Annotated in this window: 20 protein-coding genes and 3 pseudogenes; 7 read left to right on the forward strand and 16 right to left on the reverse strand. The window is 61.0% G+C overall.

All coding sequences use genetic code 11. The annotated features are described in order from the left end of the window. Positions 1-22: 22 nt before the first annotated feature. The 4 genes from PQR02_RS29915 to PQR02_RS29930 all read right to left on the reverse strand — a co-directional run bounded on the left by PQR02_RS29915 (position 23) and on the right by PQR02_RS29930 (position 7,321). Complete coding sequence (locus PQR02_RS29915; protein WP_408240094.1) at positions 23-1,354, reverse strand: paraquat-inducible protein A; 1,332 nt, start codon at positions 1,352-1,354, stop codon at positions 23-25. 161 nt (positions 1,355-1,515) lie between these two features. Further along, the gene (locus PQR02_RS29920; RefSeq protein WP_408240097.1) at positions 1,516-2,979 is read right to left on the reverse strand and encodes an efflux transporter outer membrane subunit; all 1,464 of its coding nucleotides are present in this window, start codon (positions 2,977-2,979) and stop codon (positions 1,516-1,518) included. 2 nt (positions 2,980-2,981) lie between these two features. Continuing rightward, positions 2,982-6,155, reverse strand: coding sequence for an efflux RND transporter permease subunit (locus PQR02_RS29925; protein WP_408240100.1), 3,174 nt, complete (start codon positions 6,153-6,155; stop codon positions 2,982-2,984). Further along, a complete protein-coding gene (locus tag PQR02_RS29930) occupies positions 6,152-7,321 on the reverse strand; it encodes an efflux RND transporter periplasmic adaptor subunit (protein ID WP_408240151.1) in 1,170 nt (389 codons plus the stop codon). Before PQR02_RS29930 ends, PQR02_RS29925 begins: the two co-directional genes overlap by 4 nt. A 512-nt stretch (positions 7,322-7,833) precedes the next feature. On the opposite strand from PQR02_RS29930, the gene PQR02_RS29935 reads away from it, so the two are divergent. Continuing rightward, positions 7,834-8,598 carry a TetR/AcrR family transcriptional regulator gene (locus tag PQR02_RS29935; RefSeq protein ID WP_408240154.1) on the forward strand — a complete coding sequence of 255 codons (765 nt, stop codon included), beginning with the start codon at positions 7,834-7,836 and terminating at the stop codon, positions 8,596-8,598. Between the two features lie 184 nt (positions 8,599-8,782). Here the strand turns inward: PQR02_RS29935 and PQR02_RS29940 are convergent. The 5 genes and pseudogenes from PQR02_RS29940 to PQR02_RS29960 form a co-directional block, all read right to left on the reverse strand. Then, positions 8,783-9,411: pseudogene (locus tag PQR02_RS29940) on the reverse strand (TetR/AcrR family transcriptional regulator). A 37-nt stretch (positions 9,412-9,448) separates the two neighbouring features. Then, positions 9,449-10,504, reverse strand: a complete 1,056-nt coding sequence (locus tag PQR02_RS29945; RefSeq protein ID WP_408240103.1) for an AI-2E family transporter — start codon at positions 10,502-10,504, stop codon at positions 9,449-9,451. A 1,648-nt stretch (positions 10,505-12,152) separates the two neighbouring features. Then, positions 12,153-12,392 (reverse strand): hypothetical protein, encoded by a 240-nt coding sequence (locus PQR02_RS29950; RefSeq protein WP_408240106.1) that lies wholly within the window; start codon positions 12,390-12,392, stop codon positions 12,153-12,155. Between the two features lie 1,227 nt (positions 12,393-13,619). After that, positions 13,620-13,969: pseudogene (locus tag PQR02_RS29955) on the reverse strand (IS6 family transposase); the annotation flags it as partial. A gap of 421 nt (positions 13,970-14,390) precedes the next feature. Beyond that, positions 14,391-14,753 carry a winged helix-turn-helix transcriptional regulator gene (locus PQR02_RS29960; protein ID WP_018437480.1) on the reverse strand — a complete coding sequence of 121 codons (363 nt, stop codon included), beginning with the start codon at positions 14,751-14,753 and terminating at the stop codon, positions 14,391-14,393. Positions 14,754-14,842: 89 nt separating this feature from the next. On the opposite strand from PQR02_RS29960, the gene PQR02_RS29965 reads away from it, so the two are divergent. Next, on the forward strand, positions 14,843-15,169 hold the full coding sequence (locus PQR02_RS29965) for a nuclear transport factor 2 family protein (RefSeq protein ID WP_408240110.1): 327 nt from the start codon (positions 14,843-14,845) through the stop codon (positions 15,167-15,169). After that, on the forward strand, positions 15,169-15,948 hold the full coding sequence (locus PQR02_RS29970; protein WP_408240113.1) for an SDR family oxidoreductase: 780 nt from the start codon (positions 15,169-15,171) through the stop codon (positions 15,946-15,948). Before PQR02_RS29965 ends, PQR02_RS29970 begins: the two co-directional genes overlap by 1 nt. 281 nt (positions 15,949-16,229) lie before the next feature. On the opposite strand, the gene PQR02_RS29975 is transcribed toward PQR02_RS29970, so the two are convergent. Next, positions 16,230-17,468 (reverse strand): helix-turn-helix transcriptional regulator, encoded by a 1,239-nt coding sequence (locus tag PQR02_RS29975; protein WP_408240115.1) that lies wholly within the window; start codon positions 17,466-17,468, stop codon positions 16,230-16,232. A 112-nt stretch (positions 17,469-17,580) separates the two neighbouring features. Then, a complete protein-coding gene (locus PQR02_RS29980; RefSeq protein ID WP_408240118.1) occupies positions 17,581-17,817 on the reverse strand; it encodes a hexameric tyrosine-coordinated heme protein in 237 nt (78 codons plus the stop codon). A gap of 689 nt (positions 17,818-18,506) precedes the next feature. Here PQR02_RS29980 and PQR02_RS29985 point away from each other — a divergent pair. Continuing rightward, on the forward strand, positions 18,507-18,719 hold the full coding sequence (locus PQR02_RS29985; RefSeq protein WP_408240121.1) for an SDR family oxidoreductase: 213 nt from the start codon (positions 18,507-18,509) through the stop codon (positions 18,717-18,719). Between the two features lie 45 nt (positions 18,720-18,764). Continuing rightward, complete coding sequence (locus PQR02_RS29990) at positions 18,765-19,460, forward strand: NADPH-dependent F420 reductase (protein WP_408240124.1); 696 nt, start codon at positions 18,765-18,767, stop codon at positions 19,458-19,460. Positions 19,461-19,763: 303 nt separating this feature from the next. Here the strand turns inward: PQR02_RS29990 and PQR02_RS29995 are convergent, their stop codons facing one another. Continuing rightward, entirely contained in the window at positions 19,764-20,606 is an 843-nt protein-coding gene (locus tag PQR02_RS29995) for an EamA family transporter (RefSeq protein WP_408240127.1), read from the reverse strand. Positions 20,607-20,725: 119 nt separating this feature from the next. Between PQR02_RS29995 and gcvA the strand changes: the two genes are divergently transcribed. Beyond that, complete coding sequence (gcvA, locus tag PQR02_RS30000; RefSeq protein ID WP_408240130.1) at positions 20,726-21,634, forward strand: transcriptional regulator GcvA; 909 nt, start codon at positions 20,726-20,728, stop codon at positions 21,632-21,634. 116 nt (positions 21,635-21,750) lie between these two features. On the opposite strand, the gene PQR02_RS30005 is transcribed toward gcvA, so the two are convergent. Continuing rightward, positions 21,751-22,083 carry a response regulator gene (locus tag PQR02_RS30005; protein ID WP_408240133.1) on the reverse strand — a complete coding sequence of 111 codons (333 nt, stop codon included), beginning with the start codon at positions 22,081-22,083 and terminating at the stop codon, positions 21,751-21,753. 383 nt (positions 22,084-22,466) lie between these two features. Here PQR02_RS30005 and PQR02_RS30010 point away from each other — a divergent pair, with 383 nt between their 5' ends. Next, positions 22,467-22,652 (forward strand): hypothetical protein, encoded by a 186-nt coding sequence (locus PQR02_RS30010; protein WP_408240136.1) that lies wholly within the window; start codon positions 22,467-22,469, stop codon positions 22,650-22,652. A 548-nt stretch (positions 22,653-23,200) separates the two neighbouring features. On the opposite strand, the pseudogene PQR02_RS30015 reads toward PQR02_RS30010, so the two are convergent. The 3 genes and pseudogenes from PQR02_RS30015 to PQR02_RS30025 form a co-directional block, all read right to left on the reverse strand. Beyond that, positions 23,201-23,374 (reverse strand): annotated as a pseudogene (locus PQR02_RS30015) (transposase); the annotation flags it as partial. Positions 23,375-23,483: 109 nt separating this feature from the next. Next, positions 23,484-24,473, reverse strand: a complete 990-nt coding sequence (locus PQR02_RS30020; protein WP_408240139.1) for a tyrosine-type recombinase/integrase — start codon at positions 24,471-24,473, stop codon at positions 23,484-23,486. Further along, positions 24,470-25,209, reverse strand: a 740-nt coding sequence (locus PQR02_RS30025; protein ID WP_408240142.1) for a tyrosine-type recombinase/integrase, incomplete at its 5' end; no start/stop codon positions are given. The genes PQR02_RS30020 and PQR02_RS30025, both read right to left, overlap by 4 nt.

A 25,209-nucleotide genomic window follows, 5' to 3' on the forward strand; every position in this document is an offset into this window, starting at 1 on the left:
AAGCTGCTTTCATTCATGGTCGTTAAGGGGACGTTTTTCGCGAGTGGATGTTGTCCCAGATCAGCCGCGGATCGAACTGATGCGACGCGAGCATGGTAAGGATCACCACCGCTCCGAAAGCGAGTGCCCCCGGACCCGCAGTGATGACGGCAAACGAGCCGAAATGCACGAGAGTGACCGTCAGTGCTACAACGAAGACATCGAGCATCGACCATCGGCCAACGCGCTCGACGAGCCGGTACAGTCTGGCGCGTTCAAGCGGCAGCCAGGCGGATCTCCGGCAAGCTGCTACGGTCTGCAGCGTGAGAACGGCAAGTTTGAGCATCGGCACCACGACACTGGCAACGAAGACGATGACAGCCAGCGGCCAGTCTCCAGAGGTCCAGAAGTACGCGACACCACCAAGGATCGTGTCATCCTCGGAGCCGCCCAGTGACGACGCGTGCATGATCGGCAAGAGATTCGCCGGAACGTAGAGAAGCGCGGCGGCAAGAAGCAGACTTAAGGTGCGTGTCACGCTATGCGGATGGCGTTCGTGCAGCACGGATTCGCATCGCGAGCAGTGCTGATGTGGCTGATGCCTGATACGCTTCAGGACAAGGCCGCACGTATGACACGCAATAAGTCCGGCACGTTGTGCCGTGGGATGAGCCGTTGACGCCGTTTTCTGCGCACCGGACACCCGTCTCAGGCCGGCGCGCCTGTGACTTACCCTCGCCCATCGAACGCCGCGCGGTCGCCGAAGCTTCAACTCGTCCCGAATTCGCCACAGCCCGGCTGCGTCGAACGCGGCGACAACGCCCAGCATCAAGGTCAGCGCACCAAACGCGAACAGTCCCGTGCCTGGAATCACCTGCGCCAGGCTCACCATTTTTACGATCGTGATGAGCACGCCCAGCATGAACACCTCGACCATGCCCCATGGCCGAACCAACTGCACGACGCGAAGCATCCTGTTGAAGTGAGGCGGAAGCTTGCCGATGCGAAGCGGAACCAGCACATAGAGAAAGACGAGCAGTTCAATGAGCGGGAACAGTATGGCCGAGCAGAACACCATCATTGCGACGAGGCGCATGTGACCTGTCCACAACGACCGCACGGCGCCGAACAGTGTCGCCTCGGACACCATTCCGTTAGCCTTGAGTTCTATTACAGGAAAAGCCTGCGCTATAAAAAAGGTAATCAACGCCGCGAGGGTCACCGCGCAGATTCCGTCGAGCGGCAGGCCGACGCCATGTATTCCTTTCAGGCGCGCGCCACAGCGCGAACAACACGCAACCAGCCGTCTCACACCCGAAGGCTTGCGAAACAGCAGATCGCATTCGTGGCAGGCAATCAGTTTCTGATATTCCATACGGGCGACCGACGACGGTGAAGTTCCAGTGTCATTCGAGGCAGATAAAATGACGGCTCCATTTCGGATACCGAACTAGCGCCGTCTGACTTTTCTCACAGCGGATCATGAAAAGCGACTGGATTCACCGGGTCGCTCAACCCGCACTCACGGACGCGCGATCATTCTCTTATCGCTGCCTGCGGCTGGCCGGGCGGCAGTTCACCCATCGCCTGGAACAGCGCCGCGGTATCGCTCATGCGCTGGCTCGCTGCGCGGACGGCGCCGATCTGTGCATTGAGAAACCGCTGCTCGCTGGCATGCTCTGCCGTTGAAGGCAACGATCCCATGCGGCGACGCGACGCCGTGTCGTCGAATGCGGCTTGCGCTGCCTTTGCCGCTCTTTCGGTCGATGCCAGCGTCTGCGCGTCGTTATCCAGTCCGGCCAGCGAATTCGCGACATCCTGGAACGCCGACAGCACCGTGGACTTGTAGTGCAGAACCGCCGCATCGTAGGTATCGATCGAGGCTCTGCGCTGCGCGAACAACGCGCCACCATGGAAGATCGGCTGCGACAGGGCCGCACCGATCGCCCAGAGTCCGCCCGCACCTGAGAGCACTGCCGGCCAGCTGAAACCGCCGCGGCCCATCGAGCCGGTTAGTGACAGGCTAGGAAACATTTGCGCGGTCGCAGCCCCCACGTCGGCAGCGGCGGCCTTCACGGCGGCGTCAGCCGCCTGAATGTCGGGACGCGAACGCAGCAAATCCGACGGCACGACCACGGGCACATGCTCGGGCACCGACAGGCTGTCGAGTTCGGGAACGCCCGGGGCGTTATCCGGCGTGCGGCCCATCAGCACCGCGAGCGCGTGGACCGCTGAGGCGCGTTGCTGGCGCATGGCCGGAAGACTCGCCGCGATCGAATCTGCATCTTGCGTCGAGTTGAGCGCCTGCACATGCGAAATGGACCCGAGCGCGTAGCGTTGCTGATCCTCGTTTGCAGTTTCGCTCGCCACGGCAACGAGCCGTTCGGTGAGCGCAATCTGGCGGTCGAGCGCCGCCACATTGATCGCCGTGCCGACGATGTTGGCCGCGAGCGCGCGCCGGGCCGCTTCCAGTTCGTACGCCTGCACGTTTACGCGAGCGGCGCTCGCCGAGTTTGCGTAACGCGTCTGACCGAAGAAATCGAATGTATAGTGCGCCTGAATCTGCCCGGCGAAGAAGTTGTACTGCACCTCCTGAGGCCCGAGCCCCGGCACGACGGGTGAACGCGCGCGTTCGACCTGGGCGACACCGTCGACTGACGGCAGCGTGGATGAGCCGACCTGCGCGCGCAGTTCCTCTTGCGCGGCCGCCAGCGTCCGCTGCGCACCCGCCAGCGTCGGGCTGTTGCGCAGGCCTTCGTCGACGAGTGCATCGAGCGCATCGGACCGGTAAAGCCGCCACCATTGCGGCACCGATGTGGCGCCGATATCGAACTCCTGCGCAACACCGCCTGCGGCAACAATCTTCGAGGGCTGCGCCTGCGCCCCGTAGTGCTCGGGCGAAGGCATCGCCGGCGGTTCGCCGCTGGGGCCGAACGAGCAGGCCGTCAGCGCGAGCGCCGTAGCCACGGCGAGAACGGATGTCTTATAGGCAAACTTCATGGTCAGATCTCCGTATGCTCGACGACGACCGGTTGCATCTCGCGCTCATCGCGCCGGATCCTGAAGCACGTCGCATAGAGCGCCGGCAGGAAGAAAATGGTCAGTGCCGTGGCGATCGTGATGCCGCCCATCAGCGCGGTCGCCATGGGCCCGAAGAACGCCGAACGCAGGAGCGGAATCAGGGCGAGCACGGCGGCGGCGGCCGTCAGCATGATCGGCCTGAAGCGCCTCACGGTTGCACCGATGATCGCGTCGAAGCGCCCTTGCCCTGCCGCGATGTCCTGGTCGATCTGGTCGACCAGAATCACGGAGTTGCGCATGATGATGCCGAACATGGCAATCACGCCGAGCAAGGCGACGAAACCAAAGGGCTTGCCGAACAGGAGCAGCGCAGCCACGACGCCGATCAGCCCGAGCGGCGCTGTCAGCACGACGATAAACGTCCGCAGGAAGCTCTTCAGCTGGATCATGAGCAACGTCAGCACGGCGATGATCATGAGCGGCATCTCGGCGTTGATCGAGGTCTGGCCTTTCACGCTTTCTTCGACCGCGCCGCCGACCTCGATGCGATAGCCGACCGGCAGCGTGGCTTTTTGCTCCGCGAGCGCGTGTTCGATATAGCGGGTCACGTCGATGCCCTGTGCGTCGCCACGAAGGTCAGCCTGCACCGTGATTGTCGGCTGCCGGTCGCGCTGCCAGATCACCCCGTATTCGAGCGTGTTCCGAATGTGTCCGAGGGAACCGAGCGGTACCGGGCCGTTTGGCGTCGGAATCGCGAGGCTCGTGAGCTGCGCCGGATCGACCCGCTCGCTCTTCGGCGCACGCAGATCGACGTTGATCAGCTTGTCTCGCTCACGGAACTGCGTGACCGTGTAGCCAGAAAGCGTCATGGCCAGGAAGTTCGATACGTCCTCCGACGACACGCCAAGCTGGCGCGCCCGGTTCTGATCGATCTCGAATGAGATCGACCGTTCAGCCGGCTCGTCCCAGTCGAACTGGACATCGCGCGTGCGGGAATCGGCGCGGACCTTGTCGGCGACCTTCTCGGCAATCGAGCGCACGCTCGCAATATCGCTCCCGCTCACCCGGAACTTGATCGGAAAACCCACGGGCGGACCATTCTCGAGACGCGCCACACGCGTGCGCACGCCGGAGAACTCTTTGCCGAGCTTGGCATCGAGCCAGTGCATCAACTCGTCGCGGTTTTCGACGCTTTTGGCCGTGATCACGAACTGCGCGAAGTTTGGCTGCTGAAGCTGCTGATCGAGCGGCAGATAAAAGCGCGGTGCGCCGGTGCCCACAAAGTCGACGAAGTGCTCGATCCCGGGATTGCCGTCGAGCGCCTTTTCCAGGCGCTTCGCTTCACGCAGCGTCGCCTCGAACGATGCGCCTTCCGGCAGCCGTAGGTCCACGAGCAGTTCTGGCCGTTCCGAGTTCGGGAAGAACTGCTGCGGCACGCGCGTGAAGGCCGCCATCGCGATGGCGAAGACCACGCCGGTGACGCCAAGCACGGCCCAGCGACGTTCGATACACCACGTGACCCAATCCGAAAGGCGCCGGTAGAAGCCGGTGTTGTAAACATCGTGCTCGTGATGGTGCCCGCCACTCTCGTGGCTCTTGCGCTCGGGCAGCATGTGGAAGCCCAGCAATGGGACCAGCACGACGGCCGCGAACCACGAAACGATCAGCGCAATGGCCGACACTTCGAAGATCGAGCGCGTGTATTCGCCCGTGCTCGATTTCGCGAGTGCGATCGGCAGGAAGCCCGATACCGTCACGAGCGTGCCGGTCAGCATCGGGAATGCCGTGTTCGTGTAGGCAAAGGCCGCCGCGCGCATGCGACTCCACCCCTGCTCGAGCTTCACGGCCATCGTTTCGACGGCGATGATCGCGTCGTCCACGAGCAGCCCCAGCGCGAGCACGAGCGTGCCAAGGGAGACCTGGTCCAGCCCGATATTGAACACATGCATGCACAGCGCCGTCACGGCGAGCACGATCGGAATCGAAATCACGACGACCATGCCGGTGCGCAGGCCGAGCGAAACGAGGCTCACGACCAGCACGATTGCTACCGCTTCGCCGACCGACCTGACGAACTCGTCCACCGAATGCTTGACCGCGTGAGGCATGCTCGAGACAGGAGCCAGCTTGAGTCCTGCCGGCAGGGTCGCCTGGAGTTCGGCGGCTTTCGCGTCGAGCGCCTTGCCGAGGCTGATCACGTCGCCGCCCTTTTGCATCGTCACGCCGATCCCGAGCACCGCCTGACCCCCGACGCGCATCTGGGTGACGGGCGGATCGTCGTAGCCGCGCGTGATCTTCGCGATGTCACCGAGCCGGAAGGTGCGTCTGTTCACGGTGATGAGCGTGTCGGCGAGCGCCTGCACGTCCTTGAACGCGCCGCTTGGCCGCACGAACACCCGGTCGTTCGCCGTCGTAATGGTACCGAGCGGCGCCACCGCATTTTGCGCGTCGATTGCCTGGGCGAGCTGCTGCGGCGTGATAGAGAGCCGCGTCAGCTCCGGATTCGATATCTCGACGAAGATGTGCTGGTCCGGGTCGCCAAAGTAGTCGACCTTGGCGACGCCGGGCACGCGCAGCAGGACCGTGCGTAACTGATCCGCGTAGTCGTGCAGTTGCGCCGGCGTAAAGCCGTCGCCTTCGAGCGCATAGATGTTCGTGTAGACGTCACCGAACTCGTCGTTGAAAAACGGTCCAATCGTTCCCTTGGGCAGCGTCGCCGCGATGTCGCCCACTTTCTTGCGCACCTGGTACCAGGTCTCGGGGACCTCCTTGACCGGAGCCGAGTCCTTCATTGCGAAGAAGATCATCGACTCGCCGGGCCGCGAGTAACTCTTGATATTGTCGACATAGGGCGCCGCCTGCAACTGGCGGCCGATCCGGTCCGTGATCTGTTCCTGCACCTCGCGGGCGGTCGCGCCCGGCCAGTAAGTCTTGACCACCATGGTCCGGAACGTGAATGGCGGGTCCTCCGACTGCGCAAGCTGCGTATACCCGATCACGCCGAACAGGGTTGCAAGCCCGATCAGAAAGATCACGAGCTGCTGATGGCGCAACGCCCACGCGGAGAGATTGAAGCCGCCTTCGCCATGTGCCTCGGCGTCGGACGGGGTGACGGACGCGCTGTCACGCGCGGTTTCACGGTCGCGTGCGTTCATGACGAAAAATCCTCGGGATGCAGCGGGGCCACTACCTGCACGTGCTGGTTTGCACTCACTGCGTGCACGCCCTGCATCACGACGCGGTCGCCATCGTGCAGCCCGCCAGTGACGGAGACCGTGCGCTCGTCGTAGCGCGCGATGCTGACGGGGCGCAGCTCCAGGGTGTCGCTGCCGGCGCGCACCACCCACACAGCGGGATCCTCACCTTTGTGAAAGAGCGCCGTCACGGGCAGCGCGAACGGACGCGCCGCGGCCGCGTCGCCGACGGCGTCGAACGCAACATTGGCCGTCATGCCGAGGCGAACTTCCGGGCTCGGCGCGGCCAGCGTGAGCTTCACGCGCCAGGTGCGGCTTTGCGTGTCGGCGGCGGGCGACACCTCGCGCACGCGCGCCTCGAAGGTCTTGCCGGGCAGCGCGGACAGGCTCACACGCGCCTTACTGCCGACGGTCAGTGCGCCAAGCGTCCGCTCGGGCGCGTCACAGACGATATCCACGTCCCCGGTCCAGTCGAGGTGATAGACGGCCTGGGCTGCCTGAACGTTCTGGCCGGTGTCGGCGTCCTCCGATGTGATCACCCCGTCGTGGTCTGCCGAGAGCGTGGCGTAGCGCAGGTGATCCGTGGCGAGCGCCATTTGGGCGAGCGCCGAATCGCGTTGCGCGAGGGCGGAAGCGTAGGCGTCCTGGGTCTGCTCCATCTGCGCCGTTGCGATCAGATTTGCCTGCGCCTGAGCGCGGTCGCGGTCGAGCTGCTGCCTGGCGTACACGAGGCGATGTTCGGCGGCGTCGAGCTGTGCTCGCGCGTTCACCAGGTTAATACGCAGATCGGTAGGGTCGAGCATTGCAACGGTCTGTCCCGCCTTGACAGTATCGCCGAGGCGCACCTTGCGTTCGGTGATCTTGCCTCCAACCCTGAACGAAAGGGAGGTGGAGTACCGCGCCTGTACCTGGGCCGGCAACGAGGCGCTCGCCGTGCGCCCGTCGGGATGCATCGCGAGGGCGACAACGGGCTTGAGCTCCGGTGGAGTCGCTTCACGGTGGTGGCAGGCCGAGAGCAGGATCGCCCCGCAAGCCGCAATGAAAAGCCGTCCTCGGCGGGATGACGGCGCGACGAACGACAGGAAGGAGTACGCAGACGTCTGCGCGTTAAGACCGGAGTGTTTCACGATGTTCACAAGGCAAGTGATGAACCAGGTAAAAAGTTGCCCGATGCTGTGGAAACCCCGCGTGCCGGGAAGCACGGTTCGCCATCAGCGCGGACGCACAAAACAAGCTTTCTTTATACGTTAGCAATCCTGCTTATACGGATTTAACAATGGTCGCTCTTCAGTCTGGGTCATCGCGTGCTACACAACTCCCTTACCCGTCAGTCGCTTGCATGCAGCGGCGCCAGCAAGTTCCTGGCACCTCGCTGCATGCTGGCGGCATCCGACATCCTCATGGACGTGCGCAATCAGAATGTGATCAGCGTGCTTCCATGGCTACGCACCCCGCCGGTCTGCCGGTTTCGGCCAAGCTCAGCGAAAGACCTTTTGCCGGGGATTCTCGAGCGCCCCTGTTCATGCTCCGTTCCTGCACCTGTGCTTCCGAAAATGTGACATTAGACCCATTACTGATATGCTTGTCAACCATGACGTTTGAATCTAGTATCGGGACATACAATAACTGGGGTGCCAACATGCCAGATGTCCCAAACCCGCGCACGAGTCGCCGACGCACCCTCAAGACGCCGATTGCGCCTTGGGAGATGACCAGTGGACGCCATACGCGCGGTGCCCGACGCAAGCTGGAGACGCGCGCCCGTCTGCTCGACGCTGCATTCGCACTAGTGGCGGAAAAGGGCATGGACGGCGTAACCATTAACGAGATCACGGAGGCAGCCGACGTCGGGTTCGGCTCGTTTTACAACCACTTCGAATCGAAGGAAGGACTCTTCGTCGCGCTCGTCGAATGGCTGTTCGAGGAATTCGCGTGTACGCTCGATCACCTCGCCAGCGGCTTGTCCGATCCGGCGGAAGTGATCGCTGTCTCCGTGCGTCATACGCTCATGCGCGCCTACCGGGAGCCGGTGTGGGGCCAACTCCTGATACGCGAAGGGTTTTCAGCGCACGCGCTGAGCAGGGGTCTCGGTCAGCGACTGCTGCGAGATAGCGAGAGAGGGATTTCAGAGAGACGCTTTGTTGTCGCAGACCAGCTCATGTGCCTCATCTCCGCTATCGGCACCATCCTCGCGGGAATTGCTGCTGAATTGCACTTCGCTGCCTCATCGAAGCGGACTGTCCGCGCGCGAAAGGTGCTTCGATCCAGCGAAGCAAAGTTTGCCGAGCGCACAGCGGCAATTGTGTTGCAGGCGTTCGGTCTCAAACGCGTGGAGGCCGAGAAAATCGCACAACGTCCGCTGCCCACAAGTCCGACGTCAAGACCCGTTGAGAAGGGCCATTAGCCCGTTAGCAGGGAGCAGGCGGACATTTCGCACATAGCGCGCCGGCACGCAGCGTCATACGGCGTGCAGGTTTCTCGCAGGGAAGCCGCATCGCCCGCATACGGCGCGGCCTGTGCTCTGATGAGACCATTTGTGAGTCAGGACCCGCATGATCGAACCTTGCGGCAATGGAGCGACCCGGCGCTTACGGCGCCTTCAGTCGCGCTCGCCTGCCTTTGACGTGCCTTTGCATTCCGGGAAGGGTTCGCTTTGCAATGTTGTCGGCCTCCGCGCGCTCGATCCCCAGCATTTGCAGGACAGCTGTGGCTGTTCGCTCCGCGAGATGCTCTCCGTTTGCGCCGAGTTCCTCCAGTACGCCACCCGTCGGCGCCGCGATGTGCAGTTCGACGGCGATCGCTGCAAGCAAGGTGCCTTTCAGCGAAAGGAAGCCGAAAAACGGAACAGCGACGAAGAAGCGCTTACCTGCGATACCCCGTTGCGTGCGCTGTCGCTGTCCGAGCCCAAGGCTTAGCACACGCGCCGAAAATGGTCTTCGAATACGCGATCGACGAACGCGGCATAGATCGCCTCCTTCGATTCGAAATGGTTATAAAACGATCCGAAACCGACGTCGGCAGTCTCGCTGATCTCGTTAATGGTCACGCCTTCCATGCCCTTTCTGGCCATTAGACGGAGCGCGGCATCAAGCAGACGGGCTCGCGTTTCCTGCTTTCGGCGAACTCCACGCGGCCGCGATTCTGTCGCCGCGTCGGGCGATGTCAGCGCCGCCGACGTGGCGAGTTTGGTGATGTCTGGTTCACGGGTATGCGGCATAGAGGTTCCAATATCTGTCCGCACCATAGGGATACGGTCAATCCGTGTAAAGCGCACTCGCCACATAACGACGGCGCAATTCCCGCAGTGCCGAGGCAAAGATCGCGCTGACCGGCAGCGCAAGGAGCACGCCGAAGAACCCGAACAGCCGGCCAAAAGCCAGTAACGCGAAAATCACCGCGAGCGGATGCAGGCCGATGCGCTCGCCAACGAGTCTCGGCGTGAGAACAACGTTTTCAAGGATCTGGCCAATACCGTACACAACGATCACCGCACCGAATCCATACCAGTCACCGAACTGGAGTAGCGCCGCGAGGAGCGCAAAGGCGAGCCCGGTCGCAAAGCCAACGTAGGGGATGAACACGGCGAGTGCCGTGAGGAGACCCACAGGCAGCGCGATTTCGAATCCCGCGATCATCAGTGCAGTCGGGTAGAACGCGGCTAGGACTGCCATCACGAGCAGTTGCCCGCGCAGGTACTGCGACATCATGCGATCGATCTCCGTCGCCAATTCCCGCGTCTTGCCGAGCCAGCGCCGTGGCACGAAGCTCTCCATCCGCGCGAACGCCTCGTGCCTGTCGTAGAGAAGATAGAACAGAACGAGCGGCACCAGCACCGTATTGCCCGCGACACTGATCATCATGTCACTGCTTGTGCGCAGGTACTGCCACGCAGCAAGAACAGCCCCCTGTTCACTCGCTCTGAGATGCGCAGCCAGTGCGTCACGGATACCGGTCAAATCGAGCGAATAACCAAGTCCCATGAAAGCCAGCCGAGGGCTCAGCCATGCATCGAGCTTCGCTACCATGAAGGGAATCTGTCTCGCGAGTTGAGGCCCTTCCTTCTGGATCACGACGAACACAAGCAGTGCCAGCAGCGCGACGACCGACGCAAAAAAGGACATCATCACCAGCGCCGCCAGTCCGCGCGGCATGTGATGACGTACCAGCCATTCCACCCCCGGCTGCAAAACGTATGCGATGAGCGCGCCAAGCAGAAACGGCGTGAGAACGGGACGTAGGTTCCACAGCAAGATGCCGGCCGCTAGCGCTATGGCCCCCCAGAACAGAGATTGGCGATGGTAGACAATCATAAGCGCGTCTCTTTGGAAAACTGATCGAGTGACTCGTGTTGCGCCATCAGTTTCGACCGCAGCCGCATCGTTGGTCGGCGAAAGCTGGCGATGGACGAGCCGTCGATGTGCTCGACCGTCGACGCAGATGATGGGCCGAATGAAACCCGCGAGATGCAAAGCCGTTGGTCAATAACCTCGCGCGTATACCTCACACGCGCTGCAACGCCCGCGGTATCCATCACTCATTTTCCTCAGATGACAGTCGCTGCGCGCGACGCGTTGCGACTCCGCTTGTCATCACCTTGTTGTCGCCACTTACCTTCCCGGGTTTCCGGCTTGTCGGTCCTTACCTGCGATTGGCCATCAGATGGGCCAGTGACTTCGATCAACAATGGAGGTGCGATCCGATATGCTGGCGCAGCGGGCGCCACCACTGGAGCTGGCGGCATCACTGGAACGACGACCGCTATGACGCGAGGCACCGGTGTGACTATCGTGGCGCAACCGCTGACCGTCGCCGTGAAAGAAAGAAGGCACAGGCACATCAAGACAAAGAGCGCGCGTCGCTTCATTCTCGCCACCGATCCGGCGAATCACTTCGTTTGCAGTCGAAAATCATCCGTCAAACCTTTGCGGTAGTTGATGCCGTACTCGATGGCTTGCGCCGCCGCGCCTGGCGGCAGCGCTGCTCCTGCTAGCCACCTGCTTTATTAAAGCGGCCGCCGACAGCAGATCCGGGCAGTTGCAGCAAAGCGGGCGGAGACAGCACGATCACCGCACAGGCGTTGGCTGTGCGCGATAACAGTGCGACGCCGGGCGCCGAGTCGCTTGCCGAGCCGGCGAGTACCTGTTCAACACCACAGCCGAGCCGGCCAGACTTGCCAGCATAAAAGCCATTCGCGGCTGCATATCCGTGCTGCGAAAACAGGGGACACCGGGCACGATTTCATACGGCCCGAAGGAAGAACCGCCGGACGTCGCGTTTTATGACATTATAATCATAATTGGTTTATATGTCAATCATGACGACAAATGTGAAAGTCTTTTTCCGGCGGGTGTCCCGATACCGTCGCCCGTGTACAAGGCTCACCGTGGTAACGCTTCGCCATTGTTTGCCGCACTTCGCCGGTACGATCTCCGTCGCTCTCCGGAGGTTGGCGGGATGAACGACCGCAATAGTCAGGCAGATGATGGTCAGGCGCGTTTGGATCCTGTCATCGTTAGTCCATTGGTGAAATGACATGGCGCCCCCTAGCGGGGCGGCGAAGCGCCCGGTGCAATTTCGGCCCCGATATCAGCTCCCCCAAGGCGTTGCCGACGGTCACAGGGATAAACACCGCACCGAACCTGGCTAGACGGAAGATCGCAGGATTACGCTATCTCCGATGCCAAGCCGCTGCCCGCCGGGCGAAACCAGTGAAATACTCTCGCTAACGTAATTTCCGTCCCGCTGCAGACATGCCGAATAGCTGATGACCGTCACCCGGTCGTACACCTTCCCCCGCTTGCCAGAGCCATAATTCGTTCACCGGTCCTCCGGGGCGCTCGGGCCGTCTCCTGAAGTACGCCGTAATAGCGGCACATTCCATCGGTCGACCGTAGCACCACAAATCCCCCGTTTTCATTCATTCCCCCGACATTCTCAACGGTGGCATTGATTGACGAATCACCAGACGCATGCGAGCTGGTCACGAGCGAAACCAGCAGTGCCGCAAATAAGGGCGCTGTCCGTCCGAACGCTCCTGTGTGTCACCAGGCGCTCAACCTGGAGCAGTGCGTCGCCAAGCGCGTCGATAGCACCGTTAGACGTCGAAGCTGTAGCAGCAATGCGCAGCGCGTGCTGTACGATCTCGTGGACGACTCCTGTCTTCGATTGCCCGATCTGGGACATAAGTTGCTGTGCCATGACTACTCCTGTGTGAATGACGCAGCCTGCATCCGACTGTCAAAAGTGGTGGGCAGGCACAAGGTAACGTTGACAGACCGGTCACACAAGAACCCGGCGAGCGCGAAGACTCCATCTCCTTGGCCCACCCGCAGAAAGAAGTACGCGGGACAGCAACAAAACTAGAACTTGTAGCTGTTGCACTTGCGTGAACCGTCTGTCATCCGGGCACCTGCTGTCTCAGGTGCGGGATGCATTATACGTACACCGAACGGCCATTCGAGCCTCGCAACTATCAGTTGCACTATCGCCAATAGACGGTCCGTATTATTCCCGCAGCCACGTGCGATTCGGGCCTATCGTTTTTTAAAGCGACGACGAGTTCGCCCCGCCGGCTTCGACATCGCCTCAATCCGGTTGAACGTGAAAGCAGTCAAGATTTCACACAGCGAATGCAACCGCGCCTTGCATTCGTCAACTCAGCGTCGAGTTCACATAGTTAGGTGCGGATGGGCGGAATCTCCCAGTAGGAGCGTCACCTCGCTCGCTTCAAGAACGAAGCGTGACGGAACGCGAACGCGTGACCTTAACAAACTCATTCAAGTAGTCACTAGCTCGACGACGTCACGATGAACAGGTTATTGGGCCTACTCGCAACGCACCCGTGCACGCTTCGCAGGTAGACCGTCAGCAACCCGACGGCACAGAAGAAAGCCGGTACGCGTCGCTGCGCAAATTCTTGTTCGATTATCCGAAAACTGAGGACAGCTTCACACGATTGGCTCACGACGCGTTGCAGCAACGGGAACTGTTCGTTGCCGCTTAGGCGGTTGTACGTCGATAGTAAGTGGATAAACTGGCCCTCAGCGAACTGGCGTTCAGGTATCCCCCTTTCCCGGCCAGGCCGTTGTTCACACACCTCGCGTCCGTTGTATCCGACGCTCGATATGGAGGTTTCACCATGGCTAAGCTTTTCATCCCCGCTCCCGTTGTCGCGTCGGTGCTCTCCATCCCCACGGTCGCGTTCGATCACAGCAACGGTCCGCTAACGCTTGAGCAAGTGCGTACGGAACCCGTTCAGCTTCAACGCACGGCCTATCACGACCGTTCGAGCGTCGATACGAATTTCTCGATGGACTTCCAGGCCGCGCTAGCGCGGATGGCGGCTCAACAGAAAGCGTTTGAAAGCTACGGCGGCGCGACCAGTTCGTCGACTGCGGGCTCGCCAGCTCACGTGGCCTCGGATAAGGCTGCAGCCTTGTCCCGGCGCTTCTGTAGCAGGATATCGAGTTCAGCACCGTGTTGATTAACGGCGCGCCACAACAGATAAGACTCTCCGCGCAACGTCACAAATACTTCGTCAAGGTGCCATGTGGTGCCGGGCTTACGACGCGCTGCTTTCACACGGTGTGCGAAACACGCACCGAATTTATCGCCCCAGCGTCGGACTGTTTCGTAGCTGACGATAACCCCGCGCTCGAACAGCAGCTCTTCGATATCACGCAGGCTGAGCTGAAACCTGAAATACCAGCGCACCGCGCAACTGATGACCGCCGCTGGAAAGCGACGACCTGTTAAAGCGATTTTGCATTCTTCATCACGCGATCTTACTCGACCAATTCAGCAACGTGACAGCGCCGTTCTAAGCTAAATTCGCTTCATTTGTACCAATCCTGGGGATGGGGGCATGTCCGCTATTAATCGGAGCAGCGGGCCTTATTGGCGAACCGACGGCCGAATGCGATTGACGACGAGCGACCATGGCGCTGCCTGCCGGTCAGCTATCGAAGCGAATACATGAGACGACCGCGGATAACGCGTCGGCCTCCTTTATCTCGTCGGCCATCACGGAAAGTGGCGGATCGCTGACGCGGTCCGACCATACCGCGACCCCGACGGCGTGACTCCGAAAACGTCGGGAGAACACCCCAAACCGATGCAGACGCATCCGTTGACTTGCAGCAGACGCCTCGTCGACGACCCACAGAATTCGAATTCAGGAAAACAGGTCAGTCAGCCTTAGGCACGCACGCTCGACGCAGCCGATGGAAAGTCTTCACGGCGCTCCGCCCATTTCAGAATCGCATCCAGTGCCGGGCACAGCGCCTGCCCCCAATCGGTCAGGCGGTAGTCCACCTTCGGCGGCACCTGGTGATAGACCGTGCGCGTCACAATGCCGTCCTCTTCGAGGCGGCGTAGCTGCTGGGCAAGCATCTTTTGCGTGATGCCGGGGATCAGCCTCTCGAGGTCCGAAAAGCGTCGCACCTGACCACCGAAAAGGTGAAACAGGATGACCAGCTTCCAACGTCCTTCAAGCAGCTTGAATGCGGCTTCGACGTCAATCGCGGCGGTGGTGGGCGTGTAGGCTTTTCGGTTGGGCACGGCTTACTTACTTTTTAGTGCGTTCTTGCGATGCGGTAACTATAGCGCCATCATTGGGACATGCAAACGTGACGTTCAGGACAAGTCCGATGAACATGACCCTGCCGCCGCCAGTGGATGCCTATCTGAACGCGGAAACCACTAGCGACACCGCTCCTCTCGCGAACTGCTTCGCTGCCGATGCTGTTGTGCGCGACGAGGGTCGCACTATCGAGGGGCTCGAAGCCATCCAGGCCTGGAAGAAAGACACCAAAGCCAGGTACCAGTACGCCGTCGAGCCGCTGGACTTGTCACAGGATGGCGCCGCCGTGACGATGCGCGCCAGGCTCACCGGCACCTTCCCCGGCAGCCCGGTCGAGCTGACCTACACGTTTGTCCTGGCCGACGGCAAGATCGCGTCTCTGGAGATTCGCTGATGAGCGCCGCACTCGAACTTCAGGGGCTTCGGGCGCTCGTCACAGGCGGGACCAAAGGCGTCGGTAGAGCCGTAGTCGCGCACCTTTGCGAGGCGGGCGCGAATGTCCTCGCGACGGCACGTTCGCGTTCCGATGACCTTACAGAAGAAAGTTTCATCGGTGCGGACATCACGACGGCCGAGGGCTGTAAAACCATTGTCGACGCCGTGCTCGACCGGCTCGGCGGCGTCGATATAATCGTGCACGTGGCGGGTGGCTCATCTGCGCCGGCGGGTGGCTTCAGGGTGCTCGACGACGACGAATGGAACAAGGCATTGAGCCTGAACCTGTTCCCGGCAGTGCGCATCGATCGCGCGCTGTTGCCCTCGATGGTCGAGCAGCGCTCAGGCGTCATCATCCACGTCACGTCGATCCAGCGGCAGTTACCGTTGCCGGAGGCCACGATTGCCTATGCCGCCGCCAAGGCTGCCCTGTCGAACTACAGCAAAGCCTTGTCCAAGGAAGTCAGTCCGAAAGGCGTTCGGGTCGTGCGTGTCTCCCCCGGCTGGGTTGAGACGGATGCCGCCGCAGGTCTCGTTGCTGAGATCGCCCGGCAGAACGGCATCGACACGGAAGGCGCCCGCAAGATCATCATGGATTCGCTCGGGGGCATTCCTCTCGGCCGGCCATGCTCTCCCCGCGAAGTGGCAGAACTCATCGGTTTCCTCGTCTCCGCGCGGGCCAGCGCCATCACCGGCACTGAGTACGTCATCGATGGCGGGACTGTTCCGACTGCGTGATCCAAGCCGCTTGTCGGTGGACGTCGACGTGCTTCGGCGTACGCGAAGCGCGTTTCGCAGGTAGCTGTTCGCGGTTCCCGTTCAGGCGCCGGCCTTCACGTATTGTGCCCGCCCAATGAACCTCTGCTTTTCTGCAGCACGGCCACCTGTGGTGGGCCGGGCATTATTCACCGGCGTCATCGCACCTGGACATCAGGTCACACAGCAGGTCATCCTTCGTCCGCAATTCGCGATGCCCTGGAATGGCGGACGGCAAGCTCAGAGCGCGATCAGCGACCGTCTCATGTCGAGCCGGGAGCGGGACCCGCGAAAGCTTCCTCTGAATGGCTCAACCTGACCGATTGCACCCGCTGAGATGCGGTGTCACAAAGCTGCCCTTGCCACAGGAAGGACGTTTCGACTGGCAGCATCTCAACAGCGGCCATACCGCTCGCGAGATCATCGGTCAGCCGATCGGCCTTCGAGGTTTCCCGGCAGCAATCTTGAGGCAATGACTGTCCGGTTCGGGATCCATCGAAAGCAGGAAGCAGCCTGCCCGTCATTCGTGGGATTTCGGCTCGTGTCCGCCATGCCGGAATTTGAGCGGCGATACATACCGCGCGGCGAAACGTGCGTGCAAAGTGCGAAGGGTCTGCAAATTCGGCGCGTTGACCGATCTGAGCTGCAGTCAGGTGCGAGAAGAGTCGCGATTCGAGCATCCTGGCTGCCACGGCGACGCGCGCGGATATGAGAACAATACCGAAGACCTGTATGCGGGAGGCCAGATGGCGATGCAGCGTTCGTGGCGAGATGTCTAGCGCGTGTGCCACTTCACTGCTGTCAGCGAGAGCTCTCCGCAGCGTTGCGCGAATACAGTCTTCGATGCGATCGGCCAAAGACTTGTCAGGTCGCGCTGGGGAGTCGCCGCCGTCGGCAATCTCATTGGCGGCCAATGCCAGCAGGGCGCCCAGATAGTCCGCGATGAGTTGTGGCGGAAGCGGTGGACGGACCATGCTTTCAGGTCTCGGGGCCGTCATGAAGTTCGTCAGCGCCCGGCCCCACGGGGTGTGCGGGGTGATGCGGCGTCCCAGCAAAACCTGCGGCTCTGGCAACCACTGACGCACCCAGCCGACGGGAAGCTGGAGATTGACAAGGTCATAGTCTTCCAGTGTCTGGACCGTCAAATCCAGTTGTGAGTCGGTGAACGCAGCGATGTGGGGGGCGGACAGATTTTCTTCCCGGTGTCTGAGTCGCCACGATCCCCGGCGAGTCGCGAGCACATTGAAGTTGCGTTCAATCCGACGCTGGATTTCCAGCTTACCGCTTCGAACCATATGTGCGCTGCCGCTGTGCCGCATCAACGAGAGAGGTCCCAGGTCCACGGCCTCGATCGACGCGCAAAAACTCGCGGTGTTGGGTCCCGATAAGCCAAAGGGAACGAGCGCGGTCGCACACGCAGCTTGGAAGTACGCGACGCGTTGCGCCCAAGGAACGGTGCTGGTGGCCCATGTCCGAATAGTGGGTAGCGGGCTGTCACTCATGTTAATTCCGTCTCGATGAACGCCCGCACAGCATAGCGCCCGTCGACAGCAGCAGCGAGCCATCTCAGGCGTTGTCCCGCTCAATCGCGCGGCGAGTCTGCGGCATGTGCGATTAGTCTCGCCAATAGTTGTTCGCCGCAGCGATGGTGGCGAACTCGAGCGCCACGACGTGGCCAACCTGAATGAGGTCCGAAGCACCGTTCGCATAGACTGCGCGCAACTTCGCTCGTGTATCGTCGTCAGGCTGGGTGGCCTTGATTTCAAGGCGCGCCATTTTGATCGCCAGGTGCCGACCATCCTCGGGCGTCGCCGTAATGAGGGAATTGCCGGGTACGAGAGTGATGTCCATCGAACGACTCCTTCAGATTGGTTAATAAAACTGCCAGCGTCGCTTTCGAGTTTGAGCGCACTTCAGTATGAAAGGACCAATACATCATGACCGGCGCCAGACCGCCCGCGTGATCCGCAAATCCGGTCTGGGCGTGCCAAACTCTGGCGGGCTGCGGACCTGCGGCGCTACGGCAACGACTAGGCGCTCGCGGACCCTGAAGGAATAGCAGGCGGACAATGCAGATGAATCTCTCGATCGGCAAAAGGGCATTTTCGGGCCGCTGCGTGGCGCTTCACGTAAGTATCGACCGCAAGCCTCACCATCGCGGCAACGTCGTCCTCTTTCGTCATATCGACGACGAGCGAGGTCGCGTCGCCGCCCGCCGCTGTGATCGCGGCAACGACTTCGTCCAGTTCGGCTCGCGTTCAACAACGCGGGCACGGAAGGCATTCTTGCGCCGCTCGTCGAACAGAACAACGAACGCTTTGACATGGTGTCCGAACCGAACGTGCGCGGCGTGTTCAATAGCATGAAATAACGAAGCGGAAGTCATGCTGTAACAGGGTTTTGGAAGCATTATCAACAATGCGTCGATGGGGGCATAATCGGCTTCGAAAACGCGTCACTCTATATGGGCACGAACCATGCTGTGATCGCCATCACGAAGCCGGCATCGATCGAATGGTTCAGGCACGGTGTGCGCGTCAATGCCTGTGTCCGGGGCTGATCGAACGCCGTTCCATCATCGAGGCGTCTGGCCGGCGGTCGAAGCGCAGCATGCGTTCGCCGCCAGCACGCCGGCGGGCCGCTTCGGTTCCGCCGAGGAAATGGCGACGGTCGTCGCCTTCCTCGCATCCGACGATTCGTCATATGTGGCGGGTCATGCGCTGCTTGCAGACGCCGGCTATTCCGTCGCCTGAAGGCTCCAGTGCGGCGCGCGGCTCGTTCATTTTCAAGAGGTCATTATGAATATCAGCATCATCGGAGCAGGAAACATCGGCAAGGTGCTCGCGCGCCGTTTCGTGGAAAACGGGCATGCCGTGCGTATCGCGAACTCGCGCGGAGCGGCATCGTTGGGGGACATTGCGAAGGAGACGGGCGCGACGGCAAGCGACGTGCAGGATATCGTCGCCGACGCGGACGTGATCGTCGTGACGATTCCGCAAGCCAAGGTGACGAATTTGCCGAAAGGTCTGTTCGGCAACGCAAAGCCGTCGGCTATCGTCGTGGATACGGGTAACTATTACCCTCGTCAACGTGACGGGCGCATCGACGGCATCGAGACGGGCGCGCCCGAAAGCCGCTGGGTCGAGGAGCAGATCGGCCACGCCGTCGTCAAGGCGTTCAACAACATCTATGCCGCGCACCTCGAAGGGATGGGCAAGCCCGCTGGCACGTCGGGACGCATCGCGCTGCCCGTGGCAGGCGACAACCCGAAGGCGAAGGAAGTCGTGTTCAGACTCGTCGATCAGATCGGCTTCGATCCAGTAGACGCAGGCACGATTGCTGATTCATGGAGGCAGCAGCCCGGCTCGCCTGTCTATACGGGCGATTTCGATGTACACGGCGTCAAAGATGCGCTGGCGCGCGCGACGAAGGAGCGCACCGAAAGCTGGAAGGCGACGCACACAAGTCCTGGCACGTTTGATCGTCCGGCCTGACGTGATGTCCGGATGAACCGAGCCCGCGCGCGACCAGCAAGTAGTGTCCCGCCAAGGCCGACTAGCGCCGACACATTCGGCGCTAGTCGTTAAGGTTTATTCGATGCCTGCCATCGGCCGCAGGAAGGTGCATGCCTGCGCGCATGTCGGCAGGCGTCGAATAAACCCGATGGAGGAAACCGCGCTTCGCGGCTATGGCGATTGATAGGCCGGGATGGTCAGTGGTGTCGGACCCGGTACGGTCAGGCGGGGTGCCGGACGGGCGCTGACGCAAGAGCAACACATCATGCGCTTCAGGCGCTGTCAAAGTCCTAGACAAACCGCCCCGACCGCGACGACCACGCACGCGAGCCAGCGCTTTTCACTTACTGTTTCCCGCAAAAACATCCGTCCGATCAGCACCGCGAAGACCACGCTGGTTTCGCGCAGCGCCGATACCGTGCCCATCGCACCCGACTGCAACGCCCAGATTACGATGCCGTACGCCGCGATCGACACGAGGCCGCCGACCAGCGACGAGCCGATTGCCATTGGCACCGTCCGTACCGGTACCCACAACGCCCTGAGTCCACGCGTCGCGACGAACAGCACCGGCATCAGCCAATAGAACAGGAACATCCACGCGGTGTAGGCGAGCGCCTGACCGTCGGACAGGCGCACGCCGATGCCGTCGATCACGGTATAGACCGCGATTGTCGCGCCGGTCGTCAGTGCGGCCAGCGCACCTGCGCGCGATACGCGACTCCCCTCCAGCGCGATCGCGATGATGCCGCCCGATATCATCAGGATCCCGAGCGCGTGCAAGGGGCCGATCGCCTCGTGCGCGAACAGCGCCGCGCCGAGCGTGACGAGCAGCGGCGACGAGCCTCGTGCGATCGGATACGCCTGCCCCAGATCGTTGCGACGGTACGACTGTACAAGAGTCACGTTGTAGACGATATGCACGAGCCCCGAAGCGATGATGTACGGCCAGGCCGCGTCGGCCGGCCACGGCGTGAACAGAATTACGAGTGTGGAAACCGTCGCAATGGCGATGCTCATCCACGTCATGGACAGGAACCGGTCGCGATTGCCGTGCAGCATCGCGTTCCAGCTTGCGTGAAGCAAGGCGGCAAGAAGGACGATACCGCCGGTGTAACTAAGCATGCGGGCTCCGGGCCACAAGGGAAGGGGTAAGTTTATGCGGCACCGTAAATAGATATCTATCTTGTGACGGGCAAACAACTCAGATAAATTGACAGTTCGCGTTAGATAAACTCTTTCGAATGAAACGGGTATTGCCTCCGCTCAATGCACTGCGCGCTTTCGAAGCCGCAGGCCGGCTCGGTAGCTTCAAGGAAGCCGCCGCCGAATTGCACGTCACTCACGGCGCGGTGAGCCAGCAGGTGCGCCTGCTCGAGGAGTGGCTTGGCGCGCCGCTGTTTGAACGGCACAACCGGCGCGTGGCGATCACTCCGGCGGCGAAGGCCTACCTTGGGGAAATCGGTCCCGTGTTCGAGCAACTCTCGCAGGCAACCGCGCGATATGGTTTCTCCGGAACGGTTTCCCGGACACTGTCCGTGAACGCGCCCGCGACGTTCACCTTGCGTTGGCTGGTGCCGAGACTGGCGAAATTCCGCGCCGGGCATGTCGACGTGGACGTCAAGGTGGAGACATCGAACGAGCCGGTGGAGAGTCTGAAAGAGACCTACGACGTCATCATCCGGGGCGGTCCGGACACGTTCTATGGGTACTCGATGCAGCCGTTCCTCTCCGAAGAGAGGCTCCCGGTCTGCAGTCCGGCACTCTTGCAGCGACAGCCGCTTCAGATGCCAGACGATCTGCAGCAGCATACGTTGCTGCACACGTCGAGTCTGCCGCGGCTTTGGCCGGACTGGCTGGCGAGGGCAAACATTGCTGAACTCACGCCGGCTGCCGCGCTGACCTTCGACCACTTCTATCTGACGTTGCAAGCTGCCATTGATGGGATAGGTATCGCGATGGGACCGACCGCGCTGATCTCCGACGATCTCGCGGGTGGCCGGCTTGTCGCGCCGTTCGTCGATCCTCGTCTGCCGTCAAGGAGCTATTGCACCTACGTTCCGGATGGGAAGTCTGCAGATGACCTGGTCATGCTGTTCCGCTCATGGCTCGAGTGCGAAGGGGTGCGTTCACGCAAGGAGACAGTCCCTTAGATGTAGGCTCACTAAGCGCTATCGGAGCAGGGCAATTGCAAACAGGCCGGCCGCATGGACGCGACTTTTGCACCTTGACTCGACGCGCGCCTAACCTTCGAAGGGTCCGCTGATAGCTAATGCCTGGTCGTTCGGATGAAGTGGCAAGGTGGCCAGGTGGCTTGTCGAGTATTCGCATCGCTGCTGCAGGGAGCGTCTTCGATGACCTGCATGAGTGCTTCGCAGGAGAACGGCTTCTGCAAATAGACATCGAAGAGCCGGGCAATGTCTCCCTGACTGGCAGCGTCTCCCGTCCTTGAAACGAGGAAAACCGCGGAGCGAATTGGCGTTTCCCTCAGCGACCATGCGACAGCACTGCCTTTTATGTCGGGCAGGTTCTCGTCACGGAAATTGATTTCAAAAGCGCCGGTACGAAGGAGCCTGAGCGCCGTTTCGCCATCGTAGGCCACAGCAGCATGGTGGCCATAGCAGAGTCCAGCAGGAAAGCGAGACTGTCCGCGACAGACTCATTGTCGTCAGGCTTCGATCGGATTCTAAGCCTCGAGGACATCGTACAAACACGGGATACGTAGGCGGACCGCATGTGTCGCGATCTAACCCACAGCGCCAGACGGAGAGTTGGATCCGAGCCACCGGCCGCAGCGCGCATGTCTGTCTACCGATTCGCACTGGTCACCATTAAAAATCCAATATTTTCAACTAGTTGCGTGGGCGCCTACCGCGGCGCCACCGTTTGGCACGCCCTTTGCTTTGATCCTTATCGAGGAGTGGCGACACCCTCAAAATAAGCTCCGACATTCCTGACTGACTAATTGCCCCTTGGAGAATCGAAATGAACACGCTGGTAATCAAAGACCTCCCCATAGCCGTTGAGATGGATCGTACTGCAATGACCGCCGTCAGCGGCGGCAGGCTGCCGCAACAGATCGTGAACATCATCCAGGCCGTTGCCGACTATGCAAATGACGCTCCTACCCAGCACAGTTTTACTGGCAGTGGGGCTTCCGTGACGTACTAACAGAAAGACGGTGATTCGTAGCTCAAGGCCCCGCCAACGAGGGGCCTCTTTGAATTCGCTTCCGGTGACTTTATCTGCGCTGCCCCGATACCGACCGTTCCGCCTCGACTCGACGGGTGGTTGTGAGCGTGAGCATTCTTCTGAGGGCATTGCGACCGTTTTCTTGTTCACGATCGATGAGGTACTAGGCTTCCGGTTCCTCACCAAGCGTGCTCAACTTTTCTCCTCGCCAAACAACGGACTCCCACGCGGACCGCGGATGCGAAACACCAAGACGACGGAGGCGCCAGCACCTTGTCTTGAGGTTTGTCCAACGCCTGCCCGCATGCGCACTCATGCGCTTGCGAGCCCGCGGACATGGGCAGGCGTCGAACAAACCTCAAGATCACCTAACGCAGGCTCTCAGCGTTCGAATGACCGCTTGCGAGGGCGGAACTGCCTCTCGACTGTCATGGCGGCGCAACCAACGAAGGTTCCTTCCTGGCCGGTTGTCGCCTCCCGCCCTCGTCAAGGTTGGATCGCGTCTGCCCCAAGAATCGTCATCAAAGCTTCAACGTCTCTGTTACCTTCGGATATTTCGCCGCGTAGACCGTTACGAAACGATCAAACGCGGCATACGCGTCGGCGCGCGTGGCGGCCATCCAGATCGCCTGCAGATCTGCTTTGGCTTTGCCCTGTTGTGACTTCGGCAGCGCATTCAGGACATTGCCCATTTTGTGGAACTTATTCCGATGTCGGAATAAGTTCCATTACGCCGATCTCCGGATTATGCCGTTGTGCGGACGCGATGCCGCACCGCTGGCGGTGAACGCGCTGTAGGCATCGGCATAATCAGAGCGACTCCAGGAATGTCAAAAGCGGATCGGAGGGACAATACCGGCCCGGCTTTGCGTTCGGCATTCGAGCCCGGGCGAGAGCCTGCTCCTTGATGCCAAGATGCGCGTGGAGATAGATGGCAGTGGTGTCGACATGCTCATGGCCTAGCCATAGAGCGATTACTGTGGGATCGACTCCGGCTTCCAGAAGCCGCATCGCAGCGGTATGTCGAAGTACATGGGCAGTGATGTTCTTCTTCGCCAAAGTCGGACACGCGGCGGCTGCTGTAGCTGCGTGCACAGCGATGCGGCGCTCGATCGCGTCGCGGCTGAGTGGGTTGCCGGTCCGCGTTGGGAACAACCGCGCAGTTGATTTGACGTCACACACGGCGAGCCAGGTGCGCAGCACGCTGACCACAGGGGCGGTCAAGGGCGTGATGCGTTCCTTGCGACCCTTTCCCTGGCAGGCGAGATGTGCACCAACGCCGAGGTGAACGTCACTCCGTCGCAGGCCAATCAGCTCTGAGATTCGCAATCCGGTCTGCACCGCGACCAACAACAATGCATAGTCACGTCGTCCCCACCACGAGGTGCGATCGACCGCTGCAAGAAGCGCTTGCACTTCGGCTTCGGTGAGGAAGGTAACGATCGCGCGCTCAAAATGCTTGGGTAATATCGCGAGTACCCGGGCGATGGTCGCTGTGTATTCGGGGTGACGTAAAGCCGCGTAGCGAAACAGCGAGTGGATGGCGGCGAGCCGAGCATTACGGGTACGCACGCTGTTTTTGCGATCCCGTTCGAGGTGGTCCAGGAAGGCGCAGACAAGCGAAACGTCGAAGTCAGAAAAATCGAGTGCCGAGGGTAATTTACCGACTCGCTTTGCGCCGAAGCCAAGCAACAATCGCCACGTGTCGCGATATGCGGCAATTGTGCATGGGCTCACGTGACGTTCCCGGACGAGCCGATCAGTGAAGAATGCTTGCAGGGTAATGGCAAGTGCACTCATGTCTGTTCTCCATGTGGATGCTCCAGACGCTCGACTGCCTTAGCGAGCAGCTCCGGAGCCGCGGACAGATACCAGTAGGTCGCCGCCGGATTGATGTGCCCAAGATAAGTTGAAAGCAGCGTGAGACGCTGCTGCGTGTCCGAGCCATCCTGGTAGGCCTCAAGCAACGAGTTAACAGAGAAAGCATGACGAAGGTCATGGATACGGGGACGACAACGAGAGGTGCGCGGCACGAGACCGGCCTTGTGGAGCAGTCGCTGGAAGGTCCACTGAATATTGCAGTACAGGAGCCGACTGCCAGTCGGGGAAATGAATAGCGCCGAGGTTCTCTCGGCGCAGGGCGCACGGTTGCGGCGAGCGAGATAGTGTTTCAAGGACGCGACCGTCGTTGGGTGCAATGGAACTTCTCGCGTTTTATTGAACTTCGCCCGCCGGATGATCAGCGTGCCGTTGCGCGCATCGAAGTCCTGCCGATCCAGGTTGATCGCCTCACCGACCCGCATGCCGGTGACGGCGAGTAGCCCAATCAAGGTCTGGTAGGTCGCCACTCGCAGCGGTGAACTGAGCATGCCGGCGGCCTTCATCAGCGCGACGATCTCTTCCTCACGATACAGATACGGGCTGGCTCGGTGCGCCCGCCAGGGCAGTAAGTCCGATGGCGGCACCTCGACTGTGGGATCGGTGGCGTGTAGATAGTTAGTGAACCCACGAACTGCTGACAGACGATAGGCCCACC

The sequence above is a fragment of the Paraburkholderia sediminicola genome (genome assembly GCF_046026895.1).
Lineage (GTDB): Bacteria > Pseudomonadota > Gammaproteobacteria > Burkholderiales > Burkholderiaceae > Paraburkholderia > Paraburkholderia sediminicola_C.